This window comes from Natrarchaeobaculum aegyptiacum, assembly GCF_002156705.1.
Lineage (GTDB): Archaea > Halobacteriota > Halobacteria > Halobacteriales > Natrialbaceae > Natrarchaeobaculum > Natrarchaeobaculum aegyptiacum.
On record NZ_CP019893.1, the window covers coordinates 721,966 to 738,351 of the forward strand.

Here is a 16,386-nt window from a genome sequence, read left to right on the forward strand (position 1 = left end):
TTCGAAAAATAGGCTGTTGAAGGGCTGGGCGTTGGGTCGCTATCGAGCGTCGTACTCGATATCGACGGTTGCGTCGCCCGCGACCGAGAACCCGATGACGTCGCCGTTGAACCAGTAGGCGTCCCGGTTCCCGTCGACGGTGCCGGTGACGGTCGTGCCGTCGACCTCGGTGTCGTCGTCGATGGTCGCGTCGCGGTAGGTCGAGGGGACGACGTCGCCGGTGACGCTGAACGTGTACGAACTCGGTTCGTCCACGTCGGTGCCGTCGACGACGATGGCCTTGGTCAGGCCTGCGGGCGGTTCCTCGGAGCCGTCTTCGTCCTGATCCTCGTCTTCGTCGGGCTCCTCCCCCGCGGTGTTCTCGACGACCTCCTCGGGGCTCATCCGTTCGCCGTCGAGTTCGACCCACATGACGTCGGGCTGGTCGATCTCGAGGGCAGTCACGGGGCCGCGAACGGTGAAGGCGTCACCCTGACCGCCGCCGGTGACGCCGCCGGCGTGCCACTCGCCGTCGCGTTCCTCGACGTAGTCTTCGGCGACGAAGGTGCCGCCGCGGATCGTCCCACCGGAGGGCGTCTCGTAGTCCGCTTCGGCGAACTCGACGGGACCCTCGGCGACGAACTCGTAGCCTGCGAACCTCGCGTCCGGTTCGGTCACGAACGCGAGGAGGCGCTCATTTCCCTCTTCGCCCTCCTCACCGTCGTCGTCGGAGTCGTCGGGCTCTTCTCCGGACGTCTTCTCGACGACCTCCTCGGGACTCATGCGCTCGCCGTCGAGTTCGACCCACATGACGTCGGGCTGGTCGATCTCGAGGGCGGTCACGGGACCGCGAACGGTGAAGGCGTCACCCTGACCGCCGCCGGTGACGCCGCCGGCGTGCCACTCGTCGTCGCGTTCTTCGACGTAGTCTTCGGCGGTGAACGTGCCACCCTCGATGGTGCCGCCGGAGGGCGTCTCGTAGTCCGCTTCGGCGAACTCGACGGGGCCCTCGGCGACGAACTCGTAGCTCGCGAACCTCGCGTCCGGCTCGGTCACGAACGCGAGGAGGCGCTCATTTCCCTCTTCGCCCTCCTCGCCGTCGTCGGCGTCGTCACTTTCGTCCGGGTTCGACCCACCGCTCGAGTCGTCGTCGCTCACACCGCTCGCGGCCTCTTCGGCAGAGGTCGGGGTCCCCGATGGAATCGTGAGGTCGGGGTCGTCACCGACGTTCTGCTGGGTCACGTACTCGCCGGTGATCGTCCCGTCGACCTCGCAGTCGACGAGGTTGAGCGTCGACTGGTCACCCCACGTGCCGTGCTGGCTCGAGATGACGGCGATCGAGTTGCCGTTCGTGTTGGAGCTGTTGACGGCGATGTGGGTGTCGACGATGTCGACCTCCCAGTCGGCGTTCCCGTACCCGGTCCAGATCCCTCGGGACATGACGCTCGCGTACGAGCCGTCGCTCGGCCCGGCGACCGGGACGTTACCGGTGTTCTCGATCACGCAGCCCTCGATCGTGCTGCCGTCGCGGCACATGCGGAGGCTCGTGACGTTGTTGTCCCGCAGGTAGCAGTCCTCGACGTGGAGGGTTCCGCGGACGTCCCGCTCGGAGGCGTAGATGCCGTTGTCGGTCCACTCCGCGATGTAGCAGTTCTTGATCGTCATCGCGCCGCGGTGACTCCGTGGAACGCCGATCCCGCCGTTTCGGGTGACACCGGATCGGATGCCGTCGCCGAGGTAGACGCACTCGATCGTTCCGGAGCCGGCGGCGGTGATCCGGTTGACGTTCGTTCCCGCAGCCTGTCCGCGGAAGCCGACGTTCCTGATGGTCCAGTCGTCGCCAGAGGCGCGAATCTGGGCGTCTGCGCCTTCTGCCGTGATGTCGATCAGGACGTTCTCGAGGGTCTCGCCATCGCCGAGCGAGTGAACCCAGTTCTGTCCGCGACCGACCTCGATGATCTCGTAATCTTCGCTCGCCGCTGCCGATCCAGCGCCGGCCGCGAGGGCGCTGGCCGCGAGGGCGGAGGTGCCGATGGCCGAGAGGTACGACCGTCGGTTCAGAATGTCTCGGTTTCCAGTATTACGGGTTCCCTTATTCATGTCGTCTTGATTGTGTTTTCTATCAGGGCGAACCATGCAGCCGATAATGGAATACTGGATATACATAAATATATTTAATGTGCACGGATTCAGGTCAGAAATTCTGATAGTTAGTATAAATTATTACGACTATTCTGTACAGTCGTTGTTTCATTCTTCTTCCAGTGAACTCTCGAAGATATTCTATCCATCTGGTATAAAACTGCAGACTAATACATAAACTATTTTATGTATGTCTGGATTACGTGGCGGTTATCCGCGGCAACAGGACCCCGGCCCGACCGGAAAGATCCGGGATAATCGGGGAGGGTCGGGGGACCGAACAGGGGATGGACGCGGCGGGCGAATGGATCGACTACCGCGCTCGAGCTGGACGAATGGGACGGCTACTGCGTTCGAGTGGGTCGGATCTGTATTTCGCCGGTGGCGACCGCAGATAGTGTTCGGCGGCAGGCGTCAGCGATCGACGACACTCGTCACAGCCGACGCCCAGCAACGGTCTCGAGGGCTCTTCCGACGGCGATCTCCGGCCGTCGCGAGGACGACCCGACCGACGGCAGACTCACTCGAGAGCGTCCGAAAGCGCTCGAGTGCGATAGAGCGGTACAGCTTCCGGGTGAGCGATCGGTTCGAGTACGGAGTCGACGCAGCCACGGCCGTTCCGATGGTCGAGCGCACTCCTCGAGAGCCCGGGCCCACCCCGGTGCTATCTGCTCGAGGGATCGCGACCGTGCCGGTGGCGCACGCGACAGTGGTCACCGAATCTCGTCGGAGACGCGATGGTCCAACGTAGCCGCAATTCAGGGACGTCATCGTGACCGAGAATCGCGGACGAGCGAACGGGGACCGACACTCACGGGCCAGTGATCCGAGCGTCCGTAGCCCGCAAATTCGGGAGCGGCCGTACTCGAGTCACGTCAGGTGGGCGATCGTTTCGCGGGGGTCGACCAGTCCACTGACCGTGACCAGGACACCCCAGACGGCGACACCGAGGCCGACGACCGCGACGAGCGTCGAGATCGAGGTGACGTACGGCAATGCCACGAATACGACAGCCCCCATCACCGTCGCGACTGCACCGGCCGCGCCCACCGCTCGAGCCAGTCTGTAGCCGTCGAGTGAGAGCTCGAGGTGCATCACGTAGACGTTGACGAGGGTGTAGACGCCGAAGGTGACGACCGTCGCGGCCGCGGCCCCGACGACGCCCACGATCGGGATGAGAACAATGTTGAGGCCGACGTTGGCGACGGAAGTCACGCCTTTGGCGATCGCCCGGTGTTTCGCCCGGCCGAGGTAGTCGAGGCCGTTGGTCGTCACGTCGGTGACCGACTGGAAGACGACGTAGATGCCAAGCAGTTGCAAGACCGGCGCGGCGCCAGCGTACTCGGGCCCGAAGACGTGATCGATCGTGGGTTCGGCGACGAGGATCATCCCCACGGCCGCGGGGACGTACAGGACGAAGACGTACTGCAGGGAGGTCTCGTAGATGCGCGCGGCGCGGTCGATCGAGTCTGCGGCCTTCTGTTCGCCGAAGGTGGGCGAGACGGCGAAGCCGAGCGACCCCGAGAGCGCGGTGACGAACTCCGAGATCTGCTTGCCGAGTACGTAGTGGCTCACCGCGACGGGATTGAGAAAGAACCCGACGAGCACGGTGTCGATCTGGCGATCCAGCACGTTCGCGCTCTGGGAGGCCGTCAGCGGGACGCTATAGCGCAGGATACGGTTGCGCAGCGATCGGCTCCCACCGCCGTCCTCGAACGACCGGTACCGGCGGTACAGCAAGACGGCCCCAAGCGCCGTCGCCGCCAGCGCGCCGATGGCATAGCCCACCAGCGCACCCACGACGCCGAAGCCCAGCGCCGTCAACGCGACGACGAACGCCAGTCGCGTGAGGTTGTTCGTCACCTCGAGTGTGGCGCTGACGTCCACCCGGTTGAACCCCTGGAAGAGCGTCTGGTGGTACGAAAACAGCGAGAGACCGACGAGGTACAGTGCCCCGAAGACGAGCAGCGTCGAGAGTTCGGGCTCTCCGAGGATCGCGGCGAGTGGCTCCCTGAAGACGACGAGCGCGCCGGTGACGAGGCCGAGGAGGAGGAGCCGGTAGTTGACCGAGGTTCTGACGATGAACGGCACCGACGCCGGGTCGGTCTCCTTGCGCTCGGAGACGTATCGGGCGGCCGAACGCGCGAGCCCGAGGTCGGCACCGAGCTGGGTGACGGTGACGATGGCGATCACGAGAAAGAGCAGGCCGTACTCGTCAGGGGTCAACAGCACCCGCGCGAGCAGGACCATCAACAGGCCGTTGACGACGTTGGTGAGCAGTCTGGCCCCGAGAGTGGCCTTGAATCCCGTGATGATGCGGTCGGTGACAGACATCGACATGTTCCTCTCCGGCTGCGGGAAGCCGTCCGGATCTGCCGATCGAACGCCGATAGCGGCAATTGTAATCGTGAGCCTACCCGGACGAGGTGTCCGAATGCAACAGGCGGACTCCCCGCTCGCCCGATCGCTCGACTCTCAACGGGTGTTCACTGCGCCGTTGACGCTGGCGCTGGCGGAGACGACGTCACGGCAGTACTCGAGCAGGGACGCAGCCTGTCGATCCCACGAGTACTCCTCTGCGGTCGATCGACCGGCGTCACTCAGCCGGTCACGGAGGTCGGAGGAAGAGAGCACCCGATCGAGAGCGCGCTGGAGTCCCTCCGCGTCGCCGGGGTCGACCAGCAGGCAGTTCTCGCCGTCGACGGCGTACTCCTCGACACCGCTCCCGCGCGTGGAGACGACCGGCGTCCCACAGGCCATCGCCTCGACGTTCACGAGGCCGAAGCCGTCGAAATGGGTCGGATAGCAGACGACGTCGCTCGCGGCGTAGTACCGATGGAGCTCCGCGTTTGGCACCTGGCCGAGGTGGGTCACGTCCTCGGCGAGTCCCGCGTCCCGGATGCGGCGATCGAGTTCCACGGCGACGGCCCGGCCCTGCTCGCCCTCGCCGTCGCCGATCAGACAGAGGTGCGCGTCGGACTCGAGACCGGCGAACGCGTCCACGAGTTCGAAGACGCCCTTCGACTCGGCGAGGCGGCCGACGTAGGTGATCACGGGCTCCTCGCGCTCGAACGCTGGCGTCGCGTCGGGATGGAACCGATCGACGTCCACACCGGGGGAGAAGATGCGATCGACGCGACGGCCCAGGTCGTCGGCGACCGCCTCTGCCGTCGCCTGTGAGATCGCGAGGTGGTGATCAGTCTCAGTGAGTCGTTCGCGCGTGCGACTCCCGATCCCGGCCCCGAGGTGGCCCTGATACAGGTAGACGACCGGCACGTCGAGTAGCCGCGAGAGCAGAACGTCGTCCAGATAGTACTGGGTGACCAGCACGTCGACCGACTGCTCGACGTGCTCGCGCAGCCCGTTGGGAAGCCCACCTGCGAGCGCGCGCATGGAGAGCACGTCGTCGGTCCCGAAGAGAGGGACGAACCGCTCGAGGTCAGGCGGGAGGACGCCGCGCTCGAGCGGGAGTTCGAAGACGTCGACGCCGGATTCGTCGGGCGGCGCGTCGCGGTCGAGGGCCGAGTAGACGACGCAGTTGGCGCGGTCAGCGAGTGCTGGCGCCAGTTCGCGGACGAAGATCGCCTTGCCGCTTGCGTCCGTCCAGTAGCTCTTCGGATAGTAGAGGCCGATCGTGAGCGAGTCGCTGCCAGCGGTCATGTCCGTTCAGAGCGCGTCTCGCGTCCTTGTTATGGGTGGGAAGAGACAGCGGTCCCCACCGTTCAGGGAGTGGATACGGGCCCCGTTGCACGCGCGGTCGAGTCAGTCGTCGAACGTCTCCTCGATGTCGACCCAGACGTAGCCGTAGCGATAGGCGTCGTCGATCGTCGGCGTGTCGGGGGCGTCACCGTCGAACAGGAGGACTGCCATGCGGACGGTTCCGCTCTCGGCCTCCGGAGTCACGTCGGCGTCGACGGTGACGGTCTCGCCGTCCGCGACGTGGAGGTCGGCCGAGTCGTGATCGGTCCGATCGATCACCGTGGCGTCGCCGCCGCTGCCGTCGATCCACTGTTCTTGAACGACCACCGTGTAATCGGTGTCCTCACCCTCCTGATTCTCGACCGCGAGCGTGAGCGAGACGGGGTCGCCGGGCTCTATGTCCGTCGGGTAGTCGTCGGCGACGAGGTCGCCGTCGTCGTCTTCGGTCAACAGCTGTAACGTGGTGTACGATTCACCGGACGGCGGGGCAGCGAGTGCGAAACCGACGCTCGAGAGCGCGACGAGCAGGCTACAGACGAGCAGGAGGTTGATCGCGGTGTAAAGCGGTGAGCCCGCGAAGATCGCCCGACGAACGGCCCCAATCTTGGCGCCGAGTCGGACGTGGTACCGGGCCGTCGGCGGGACGCGAACCCGCCTGATCGTCGCGACGAGGAGGCCGCCGACGCTCGTCACGCCGACGCTCCCGACCACCGCGGGGCCGGTAAACGGAATCGAGAGCGCCGCCATCGTCAGGCCGATCAACGGCAATAGACCGACGCTGAGCCCGAACGATAGCGCGAGCCGTTCCCAGTCGCCGATCGCCCGCGTCTGTCCCAGAAGTCGTCGGGTGTCGTCCTCGAGCGGCGTCGATCTGGGAAAGAGGATCGCCACCAGCGCGTAGCCGGGGGCCAGCAGCACCAGCGGGAGGCCGATTGCGAACCGGGCGATGGAACCGACGTCGACGATGACGATCAGCGTGAGTGCGGCGAGGACGAATCCCGTCGCGCTCAGGAGGTCGATCGGCACGCGTGGCGCCTGCTCGTGCTCTGCCGTCTGACCGTGTGCGGAGGGCCGAACCGTTCTGCGGAGGAAATCTCTCATGACGTTCTGGGTATCCTGAATGCGACCGATCCGGTCATTGTTACGCGTCGAATACCGACGGTATCGACCGCCGAACGCTGCGCCGACGCGATCGATCGTCCGGGAACGCCACTCCTTCTCGAGTCGCAGGCGACTGCTCGCGGTGGAAGCGTCCCGCTTACAAAGCGTTTCGCGGGCGACGGTCGAACCCATGAGCCAACGGAGCGACGGAGACCCGCGCGTACGTACCACTCCCTCCCGCCACACCCGTTCCTACCATCACATCCGTGCTGTCGGACAGACCCACGACCGAACGGCGGTGATCCCCCGATGAGCGTCGAGGTCCGCGTCGCGGCCGACGAGGATCTCGAGCGCTGGAACGGCTACGTCGAGCGGTCGCCACAGGGGACGTGCTGTCACGAACTCGAGGCCCTGAAGGTGCAGGCCGAGCACGCGAACGCGACGCTCCACCCGCTGATCGGATTCAAGGGACAGGAGGTGGTCGGTCTCTGCCCGGTCTTCGAAATCAGGAAGGGGCCGATCACGACCGTCTTCTCGCCGCCGCCGCACCTTCGGGTGCCCTACCTCGGCCCGGCGCTGCTCAACGTGGACAAACTGAAGCGCAGGAAGCGAGAGAAACGGACCGAACGCTTTCTGGAGAGCTGTCTCGAGTGGATCGAAACCGAACTCGACCCCCGGTACGGGCATATGCGGACGGCCCCGTCGTTCGACGACGTTCGTGCGTTCACCTGGAACGGGTACGACGCCAGCCCGGAGTACACCTACGCGGTCGACCTCACACGTGAGGAAGACGAGATTCTGGACTCGTTCAGCAGCGACGCCCGGCGAAACGTCCGGAACACCGACTCCGACGCCTACGACATCTCGGTCGGTGGCCCCCACGAGATCCGCCAGATCTACGAGCAGGTCAGACACCGCTACGAGTCACAGGGGATCAGCTTTGGCGTCCCCATCGAGTTCGTCCTCGAACTGGCTTCGGCGACTGCAAACGGCGACGTCAGGCCCTACACCTGCCACGTCGACGGCGAGTTCGTCGGGGGCATCCTCGCGCTCGAGTACGGCGGCCGGATCGGCCGGTGGATGGGGGGCGTTCGCTCGGACGCAGACGGCACCCCGACAGTCGACCTGCCGACGAACGACCTCCTCGACTGGGCGATCGTCCGCGATGGCCGCCAGCGCGGCCTCGAGGCCTACGACCTCGTCGGCGCGGATACCCAGCGGATCAACCGCTACAAGGCGAAGTTCAACCCCGACCTCGAGACCTACTACAGCCTCGAGTACGGCTCGTGGGGGATGAAGACGGCGGCGTCGCTGTACGATAGCGTGAAGTGACGAAATTTGACCGCGCTCGAGCGGCCACCAGGTGGTGAGTGTCGGGCGAAAACGCCAACCGGTTGTGTCACGAACACGCACGATATGACCGGGGACGACGTAGTGCGCGCAGCGGATCTGGTGGCCGAGAGCGACCACCTCGTGGCCTTCACGGGCGCTGGCGTCAGCACCGAGTCCGGCATTCCAGACTTCCGGAGTCCGGGCGGCGTCTGGGACCGGTTCGATCCCGAGGACTTCACCATTCAGGCGCTAACCCGTGATCCGGTTTCCTACTGGGAGACGCGCGTCGAGATGCGCCGCGAACGAGACTTCGACTGGGACGAGGTCGAACCCAACCCCGCCCACGAGGCCATCGCCCGCCTCGAGCGCGAGGGCCCGCTCTCGGCCGTGATCACCCAGAACGTCGACGGCCTCCACCAGGAAGCCGGCAACGCCGACGAGTCGGTGCTCCAGCTTCACGGCACGCACGAGCGCGCAAAGTGTCTCGACTGTGGCGATCGATTCCCACTCGAGACCCTCGAGGCACAGCTCGAGGCCGAATCACTCCCCCCCGAGTGTGACGACTGTGGCGGCCTGCTGAAGTACGCGACCGTCTCGTTCGGTGAGAGGCTCCCACAGGACGTCCTCGAGCGGGCGCGGCGCGAGGCGGCCGCGTGTGACTGTTTCGTCGTCGTCGGCTCGTCGGTGACAGTCGAGCCCGCGGCGTCGATGCCCCGGATTGCCGCACGAAACGGCGCGTCACTGGTCGTCGTCAACCTCGACGAAACGCCGGTCGACGGCCTCGCCGACGCGGTCGTCCGGGGGAAAGCCGGCGAGACGCTGCCGTCGATCGTCGAGCGAGCGATCGCCTGACCGACGGAAGGCGACCAATTCCCGACGGTAACTCGACGGTTAACCAAGAGCCGTCCTGTTGGAGCGATATCCAATGGACGACACCGCTTCGCTCCGGACGCTGCTCGTCGGCATCGACGCCGCCTGCGACCGCGTCCTCGCCGGCCTGTTCGAAGACGACGAGGTCCCCACGCTCGAGTCGATCTATCGCGACGGCACGGGTGGGGCCCTCGAGTCACAGATCCCGCCGTGGACCGCGAGCGCGTGGCCCTCGCTGTACACCGGGAAGAACCCCGGCAAGCACGGCGTCTTCGGCTTCCTCAGTTTCGACGGCTACGACTGGGACGTGGTGAACGCGACCGACGTTCGCGAGCCGACGCTCTGGGAGATCCTCGACGACCACGGTATCACGAGCGTGGTCGTCAACGCGCCCGTCACGCACCCGACGCGGGCGTTCGACGGCGCGTTGATCCCGGGCTACACCGCGCCAGAAGATCCCGACTGCCACCCCGATGGATTGCTCGAGGAGGTCAGGGGGGAAGTCGGCGAGTACCGCGTCTATCCCGACGACGACGAACCCGACCGCGGCCGCGCACACGCCGACTGCGTCCGCCAGCGCGGTGAGGCGTTTCGCTACCTCGCCGACCGGTTCGACCCCGCGTTCGGCTTCCTCCAGTTCCAGGGGACCGACTCCATCTTCCACGAAGAGCCCGGAAACGAGGCAGCCGTCCGGACGATCTACCGCGAACTCGACCGGCAACTCGAGGCCACCCTCGTCGAGTACGACCCCGACACCGTAATCGTCGCCAGCGACCACGGGATGGGTCCCTACCGCGGCGTCGAGTTCCGGATCAACGACTACCTGCGAACCGAGGGCCTGCTCGAGACGCGCCGCGGCGGCGACGGGATGCCGTCCTGGGCGACCGTCCGCGACGACGCACTCAAACGGGGGGAGGACGCGGCCGCTCACGAACCCGGCCTCGGCGAGCGCGCGATGGCACAGGCCGCTCGATTCGGACTGACGAGCCAGCGGATCGGGACCGCACTCGAGCGCGTGGGGCTCGCGGACGCGGTAGCCACCATCGCTCCAGCCAGCGTCGTCAGCGCCGGTGCGACGCAGGTCGACTTCGCCGAATCGACGGCCTACGTCCGCTCGCGGATCGAGTGCGGCGTCCGGATCAACCTCGAGGGCCGCGAACCCGACGGCGTCGTCCCACCAGCGGAGTACGAGGCCATCCGCACGCGACTGATCGACGCACTGCGGTCGGTCCACGCGCCCGACGGCCAGCCGGTGTTCGAGACGGTCGCCCCGCGCGAGGAGTACTTCCACGGGCCCGAGAGCGAGCGCGCCGTCGACGTCGTGACGGTTCCCGCCGACTTCGAACACTTCCTCTCGGCGTCCCTGCGCGACGAGCAGTTCGGCCCGCCGAGTGAACCGTGGAACCACAAACTCGAGGGGACTATCGCCCTGCGGGGCGCGGGCGTCGATCCGGCAGCCGGCGTCGGAAACGCCCACCTGTTCGACGTCGCGCCGACGGTGCTCGCGACGCTCGACGTCCCGGCCTGTGACCGCATGGACGGCACCGCACTGCCCTGTGTCGACCCCGTCGGGACGCGATCGTACCCGCGCACAGACAGCGAGCGATCGGTCGCGACCGACGACGCAGACGTCGAACAGCGACTGGCCGATCTGGGCTACCTCGAGTGATACGGTTGCCCGTCCTCGGTTCCGTCCAACCCGCGACCCGGGCGGCGGTCGCGCCGGGACATCGGTACAGGAGTCCGTATGAGCCGCTGGCCAGTCCGTCGGCTTCCTACTCGTCTTCGACCTCGCCTTCGAACCGCTGGTCGCGCCACGTCGTCCAGTCGTACATCCGCTCGAGTTCGCCGCCCTGCTGGCGGATCGCCACGGCGGTGTTGAACAGGAACGCACCCACGAGGGTAGTGCCGACGAGCCAGGCGGCCTCGGCTGCGGCAGCGGAGACGGCGCTAAACCCGACGATCAGGTCGACGAAGACGACGAGGACGACGCCGACGACGGTCGGGAGAAGGTGGCGTGTCAGCGCAGAGAGGGTCGTCCCCTCGTGTCGGCGGACGGCCTGTACGCCGTAGAAGACCGCCCACGCGGAGGTGAGGATCCACCCGACGGCGACGACGGGCCGGGTCCAGGCGACGTCGACGAGATAGGTCCCCCACCAGGCCGCGACGAACACCGCGATCACGGCGTAGTCGACCCAGACGGGCAGTCGACTCGAGCGACGCCTGCCACCGGGTTCGGTCAGGTACATCGCGCGGATGCCGAGCGCGAGAAAGAGGATGAAAAACAGGATCGCACCGTCGACGAAGGGCTCGAGCCACGGCGCCTCGAGGGTGAGCGTCCCGATTCCGGCGGCGGCGTAGACGACGCCGGCCCCGACGCCGACGAACAGGTACCACCAGTCGGTAGTCGCACCGTCGGCGAGGACGTGTTTGACGTACTGTGCGAGGTAATAGAGCAACACGACCGCCGCTGCGCCGATCACGACGTACGCGAGCAACTGGGCGTAGACGATCGTCGTCGCCGGATCGGCTGTGAACCGGACGTCCATCGTTTACAGGTGGTCCCGGGAGATGACATAAATGCCACCCTCGTTGCCAGCGACCGGTATCGGCGCTGGCCGATTCCACGTCCCTCATCTGACGAGCAGGTACAGCAGCGTCGTCCCCACAGCGGCGACGAGTGCAACGACCTCGTAGGGCTCTTCGTGGAACGCGAGGATCGCGGCCGTGATAAACAGCGACCCGGCGAGAACGGCGACCCCGATCGAACGCGCTCCCGACGGCTGCGGGTCGGCGGGTTCGGTCCGGACGACGAGTTCGCCGCGGTCGAGTCTGGTCGCCAGTCGATCGAACTGTGCGGGCGCGGTAGCGAGTGCGGGCAACGACGTCCGGAGGTCGTCTCTGACGTCCTCGAGCAGGCCCCGGAACTCGCTCTCGATGAACCCCTCCTCGACGAGAAACTCGCGGGTGACGCCGACGAAGTCGAACTCGGGGTCGAGCTGGCGACAGACTCCCTCGCCGACTGAGCCGACACGGATCAACAACATCACGTTTGGCGGGATCCGGAACGGGAAGTCCTGCAGCATCTTCATCAACTCGGTGATGATCTCCCGCCAGGTCACCACGCTTCGACCCTCGAGATTCTCGATGACGAGTTCGAGGACGTGACGGACCTCGGTCCGGTTGACGGTCGGCTCGAGCACCTCGAGTGCGACGAGCGAATCGAGGAGGCGGTCGACGTCGCGGGTGACGAGCGCGCGGTAGATGTCGAGCAGGTCCTCCTGTTCGGTCTGGGTGAGCCGCCGGCTCATCCCGAAGTCGTAGATGATCAACCGCCCGTCGTCGGCGACTGCCAGGTTGCCGGGATGGGGATCGGCGTGGAAGATTCCGTCGACGAGCCCCATCCGGAGGTAGGTTTTCGCGAGCAGGGTCGCCATCTCGTTCGGCGTTCGGTCGACGGCCGAGAGCGCGTCCTCGTCGGTCACCTTCCGGCCCGTAACGAACTCCATCGCGAGCAGGCGTTCCGAAGACAGTTCCTCGTAGACCGCGGGAACGATCACCTCGTCTGCATCGACGTTCGACCGTATTTCGGCCATCATCACGGCCTCGCGCTCGAAGTCCAGTTCCTCGAGGATAACGTCCTCGAAGTCGTTGGCCACGTTCTCGAGCGAGTAGCGGTGGCGCTCCGGTGCAACGAGCGTCACGATGGGGAGGAGCCGCCGGATGACTGCGAGGTCGCGCTCGATGATCTCCGGAAGACCGGGGCGACGAACCTTGAGTGCGATTCGCTCGCCGTCGTAGGGGGCCGTGTAGACGAACGCCAGCGAGCCACCAGCGACCCGTTCGACTGCCTCGAGGTCGATCTCGTCGCCGAGTTCCGCCTCGAGGACGGAAAATGGGTCGCCGCCGGCGTCTTCGGGCACCTCGTCCTGGAGCGTCGCCAGTTCCTCGACGTAGATCGGCGGGACGACGTCCGGCCGCGTCGAGAGTACTTGCCCGACCTTCACGAACGCGGGCCCGAGTTCGAGCATCGCGTCCCGGAGTCGTCGTGCCCGGCGACGGTGTTCCTCGTCGCTCACGCGGCGGCCGGGGCCAAAGAGCACGAACCGGCGCCGATCGCGGAGGAACGCCCACGCGAACGGCAGGAAGGTGACCACGACCCCGAGATAGCGTCTGTAGAATCCAACCATGGTGTCTGAGATGGACTGATAGAGACCATCCCGCTGGAGTGGCGGGACGGTCCGTCTCGTCGTCTCTCCTGGTTGTGGCCGTCGGTACAAATATCCGACCGGTTCGGTGCCGTCTGTGCGTTCAGCCAGCCATCACCCGGAGCGAAATACAAATTTACCCGGACGCCGGATCTGTGAACGAATGGGTCGACGCGTCCCCCTTCGATCCGGTGTCGACGATCGTCGCCGCTCGAGCGCTCGAGGTCGTCGACCGCACTGGGATCGCCTGCGACCGGCGCTCGTCCCCGACCTGTCTCTCGCCAGCGCGAGGCCGCCGGAGGTGCGTCTGCCGTGACTGAAACTACCATCGACGTCACCGACGCGATCGACGGCTACCTCCAGCGGAAGGCCGTCGGCGACCCCGACGGACCGGGTGCCGGCACTTACGCGTCCAACGCCGAATCGATCCTCCGCCGGTTCGCCGACTGGCTCGAGCGCGAACGTGACCTGACGACGCTCGCGGCTCTCGAACCGATTCACCTCCGCGCGTACGCGAACGACCTCTCCTCGCGCGTCGACCGCGGGGAGTACACCGCCTCGAGTGCCCGGACGTACTACGCGGTCGTCCGGGCGTTTTGCTCGTGGTGCGTTCGCGGTGGCCTGCTCGAATCGAACCCCGCGGCGGCCGACGTTGCCACCGTTGCACTTCCGAGCGCCGACTCGGACACCACTGGTCGGCCCGGACGGGAGCCCGACGACTCGAGTCGGTCCACGGGTGAGGATACCTGGGCCGTCGACGTCCGCCGGACACTCGAGGCGCACGTCCGCGAGCGCGCCCGGGCGGTCGACGACCTCGCCGATCCCGAGGAACGGCTCACCAGGCTCCGGGAGTACGCCCTCGTCACCGTCCTCGCACACTCGGGGGCGCGAGGCTCCGAACTCTTTCGAGTGCCGACCGACGAGCGACGCACGGGCGCAACGTGGGACGACGTCGACTTCTACGACGGGACGATCCGCGTCCTCGGACGATCACAGCGACTCGAGGAGGTCGATGTCCTCGGTCCGGCGCGGATGGCACTGCGCCGGTACCGGATCGTCCTCGATCCGCCGACGAACGACTGGCCGCTGTTTCCGACGCGCCACGCGCCGTCGATCGCCCGTCACGTCCGTGAGACCCTCAGCGAGCGCGGTTACGACGACGCCGAGATCGACGACCTGTTCGACGCGCAGACGGCCTCGGAACTCGCCCGCGACCGGGCTATCGCACCACCGGCGATCACCGCCGAGGGTGCACGCTCGGTCCTCCGTCGACTCTGCGAGCGGGCCGGACTCGAGGTGACCGTCACTCCGCGCGGGGTCGGCGATGCGACGCTCGCAGACGAGTCCCGGCGCGAGGCCCGGTCGTCGACGCCACTGTTGCGAACGACGACCGAGCGAACGATTGCCGTTCCCGCTGACTGGATCGTCGCCGACGGTCGGTCGTCGTCGGTAGACCCGGACCGGACCGAACGAACGCGGTGAAAACGAGACGCGGAGTTCAGCTGACGAGACTCTGGATCGCACTCTCGAGCAGCGCGTAGATCTCACTCGAGAGGAGGCCGAGTGCGACGCCGAGTGTCGCACCGGCGATGATGGCGATCAGCATCCCGGCGGTGATCGAGGCGGGATCGACGTCCTCGCCGTCGAAGGGGTGGAAGTAGATCCGGTTGATGAACGGGAGGATGTATCCCGCAGAGAGGAGCGTGCTGCCGAGGACGAGCAGCGAGACGATCCACATGCCTTCTTCGAAGGCGCCGAGTGCGATGTACCACTTGCCGGCGAAGCCGACCGTCGGCGGCAGGCCGATCATGGCGATGCCGAGGACGGCGAAGGCCCCGGCCATCACGGGTGCGCGTTTGGCCAGACCTGCGTACTCGTCGACGGTTCGGATGCCGCCGAACCGGAGCGCGAACATCCCCGCGAGGATGAACAGCGAGGCCTTGACGAAGCCGTGGCCGAACAGGTGCAGGGCAGAGCCAAAGACGGCCGTCTCGTTGGCGACGGCGATTCCGACGAGGACGATGCCGAACTGCGAGACCGTCGAGTACGCGAGGACGAGCTTGATGTGGTCCTGCAAGAGCGCGAAGGTACTCCCCACGAACAGGCTCAACAGCGCCCCCACGAGCACGAGCTGTGCGATCGTCGGGTTGGCATCGAGGAACTCGGGGGTGAAGACGGTGAAGATGATGCGGGCGAAGGCGTAGACGGCCACCGCGGGCATCAGCGCCGAGATGACTGCACTGATGCCGTCGGGTGCGGAGGCGTGGGCGTCCGCGAGCCACGTGTGGACTGGGAACAGCGCGATTTTGATCGCGAGGCCGACGCCCATCAACACGAACGCGGTGACGACCACCGGGTTGTCGTAGCCGGCGACCGCGAGCTGGTCGGTCAGGTCGTGCATGTTGAGCGTCCCCGTGGCAGACAGCGCCAGTGCGACCCCGAGGAGGTAAAACGACGCGCCGACGGTCCCGACGAGCAGGTACTTGAACGCCGCGTAGGTCGACCACCGGTACTTCGAGGCCGACACCAGCGCGTACGATGAGATCGCCATGATCTCGAGGAAGACGTAGAGGTTGAAGATGTCGCCCGTGAGGACGACGCCGAGCATCCCGCCGGTGAGCAGCAGGAAGCCGCCGTAGAAGGCGTTTCCGCGCGGGCCGCCGATCCGGGTATACGCGAGGACGCCCAGACAGATCGACAGCGTGAGGATCACGACGAGCATCGAGAACTCGTCGGCGTAGAGTTCGATGCCGAACGGGGCCGGAATTCCAGCCACCTCGTACCATTCGGCACCGTTTTCGTAGACGTGCCAGGCCAGCCCGACCGCGAGTGCGAACGTGATCGAGACGATCGCCGCGGCGAAACTCCAGCCGACGTTCTTCCACCGCAGGCTCGCCGCGACTGGGAGGACAGCAGTCAGCAGTGGAACGAGGACGACTGCGGCGACCAGCCAGTCGAGTTCCATCAGCAGGTCACCTCCGCGCCGGCAGTGACGACGGGCCAGTCGTCGTGTCGATCCCGCGTCCGTGTCGTCGTGTGCGTAGTCGTCGTCATG

11 protein-coding genes are annotated in these 16,386 nt (G+C 66.4%); 4 read left to right on the forward strand and 7 right to left on the reverse strand.

The genetic code is table 11. The features are described 5' to 3' along the window. Positions 1-39: 39 nt before the first annotated feature. The 4 genes from B1756_RS03650 to B1756_RS03670 form a co-directional block, all read right to left on the reverse strand. Entirely contained in the window at positions 40-2,115 is a 2,076-nt protein-coding gene (locus B1756_RS03650; protein WP_228434452.1) for a hypothetical protein, read from the reverse strand. 876 nt (positions 2,116-2,991) lie between these two features. Then, positions 2,992-4,455 carry an oligosaccharide flippase family protein gene (locus B1756_RS03660; protein WP_086890028.1) on the reverse strand — a complete coding sequence of 488 codons (1,464 nt, stop codon included), beginning with the start codon at positions 4,453-4,455 and terminating at the stop codon, positions 2,992-2,994. Positions 4,456-4,596: 141 nt separating this feature from the next. Continuing rightward, positions 4,597-5,781 (reverse strand): glycosyltransferase family 4 protein, encoded by a 1,185-nt coding sequence (locus B1756_RS03665; RefSeq protein WP_086887325.1) that lies wholly within the window; start codon positions 5,779-5,781, stop codon positions 4,597-4,599. Between the two features lie 102 nt (positions 5,782-5,883). Continuing rightward, positions 5,884-7,113, reverse strand: coding sequence for a DUF1616 domain-containing protein (locus tag B1756_RS03670; RefSeq protein WP_228434453.1), 1,230 nt, complete (start codon positions 7,111-7,113; stop codon positions 5,884-5,886). Positions 7,114-7,230: 117 nt separating this feature from the next. On the opposite strand from B1756_RS03670, the gene B1756_RS03675 reads away from it, so the two are divergent. From B1756_RS03675 to B1756_RS03685, 3 genes are all read left to right on the forward strand, one after another. Next, positions 7,231-8,253: a lipid II:glycine glycyltransferase FemX gene (locus B1756_RS03675; protein WP_086887326.1), complete on the forward strand. Its 1,023-nt coding sequence runs from the start codon at positions 7,231-7,233 to the stop codon at positions 8,251-8,253. Positions 8,254-8,337: 84 nt separating this feature from the next. After that, positions 8,338-9,105, forward strand: coding sequence for an NAD-dependent deacylase (locus B1756_RS03680; RefSeq protein WP_086887327.1), 768 nt, complete (start codon positions 8,338-8,340; stop codon positions 9,103-9,105). 73 nt (positions 9,106-9,178) lie between these two features. Beyond that, the gene (locus B1756_RS03685; RefSeq protein ID WP_086887328.1) at positions 9,179-10,792 is read left to right on the forward strand and encodes an alkaline phosphatase family protein; all 1,614 of its coding nucleotides are present in this window, start codon (positions 9,179-9,181) and stop codon (positions 10,790-10,792) included. Between the two features lie 106 nt (positions 10,793-10,898). On the opposite strand, the gene B1756_RS03690 is transcribed toward B1756_RS03685, so the two are convergent. Together B1756_RS03690 and B1756_RS03695 are read right to left on the reverse strand one after the other, a co-directional pair. Continuing rightward, positions 10,899-11,672 carry a hypothetical protein gene (locus tag B1756_RS03690; protein ID WP_086887329.1) on the reverse strand — a complete coding sequence of 258 codons (774 nt, stop codon included), beginning with the start codon at positions 11,670-11,672 and terminating at the stop codon, positions 10,899-10,901. A gap of 84 nt (positions 11,673-11,756) precedes the next feature. Beyond that, complete coding sequence (locus B1756_RS03695; RefSeq protein WP_086887330.1) at positions 11,757-13,313, reverse strand: ABC1 kinase family protein; 1,557 nt, start codon at positions 13,311-13,313, stop codon at positions 11,757-11,759. Positions 13,314-13,643: 330 nt separating this feature from the next. On the opposite strand from B1756_RS03695, the gene B1756_RS03700 reads away from it, so the two are divergent. Beyond that, positions 13,644-14,813, forward strand: a complete 1,170-nt coding sequence (locus tag B1756_RS03700; RefSeq protein WP_086887331.1) for a tyrosine-type recombinase/integrase — start codon at positions 13,644-13,646, stop codon at positions 14,811-14,813. 16 nt (positions 14,814-14,829) lie between these two features. On the opposite strand, the gene B1756_RS03705 is transcribed toward B1756_RS03700, so the two are convergent. Next, positions 14,830-16,296: a monovalent cation/H+ antiporter subunit D family protein gene (locus B1756_RS03705; RefSeq protein ID WP_228434454.1), complete on the reverse strand. Its 1,467-nt coding sequence runs from the start codon at positions 16,294-16,296 to the stop codon at positions 14,830-14,832. Between the last annotated feature and the right edge of the window lie 90 nt (positions 16,297-16,386).

Coding starts and splice junctions, on each gene's coding strand:
- B1756_RS03650 (WP_228434452.1), bottom strand. CDS start 2,115: ATGGTTCGCCCTGATAGAAAACACAATCAAGACGACATGAATAAGGGA.
- B1756_RS03660 (WP_086890028.1), bottom strand. CDS start 4,455: ATGTCTGTCACCGACCGCATCATCACGGGATTCAAGGCCACTCTCGGG.
- B1756_RS03670 (WP_228434453.1), bottom strand. CDS start 7,113: ATGGGTTCGACCGTCGCCCGCGAAACGCTTTGTAAGCGGGACGCTTCC.
- B1756_RS03690 (WP_086887329.1), bottom strand. CDS start 11,672: ATGGACGTCCGGTTCACAGCCGATCCGGCGACGACGATCGTCTACGCC.
- B1756_RS03665 (WP_086887325.1), bottom strand. CDS start 5,781: ATGACCGCTGGCAGCGACTCGCTCACGATCGGCCTCTACTATCCGAAG.
- B1756_RS03705 (WP_228434454.1), bottom strand. CDS start 16,296: ATGGAACTCGACTGGCTGGTCGCCGCAGTCGTCCTCGTTCCACTGCTG.
- B1756_RS03680 (WP_086887327.1), top strand. CDS start 8,338: ATGACCGGGGACGACGTAGTGCGCGCAGCGGATCTGGTGGCCGAGAGC.
- B1756_RS03695 (WP_086887330.1), bottom strand. CDS start 13,313: ATGGTTGGATTCTACAGACGCTATCTCGGGGTCGTGGTCACCTTCCTG.
- B1756_RS03685 (WP_086887328.1), top strand. CDS start 9,179: ATGGACGACACCGCTTCGCTCCGGACGCTGCTCGTCGGCATCGACGCC.
- B1756_RS03675 (WP_086887326.1), top strand. CDS start 7,231: ATGAGCGTCGAGGTCCGCGTCGCGGCCGACGAGGATCTCGAGCGCTGG.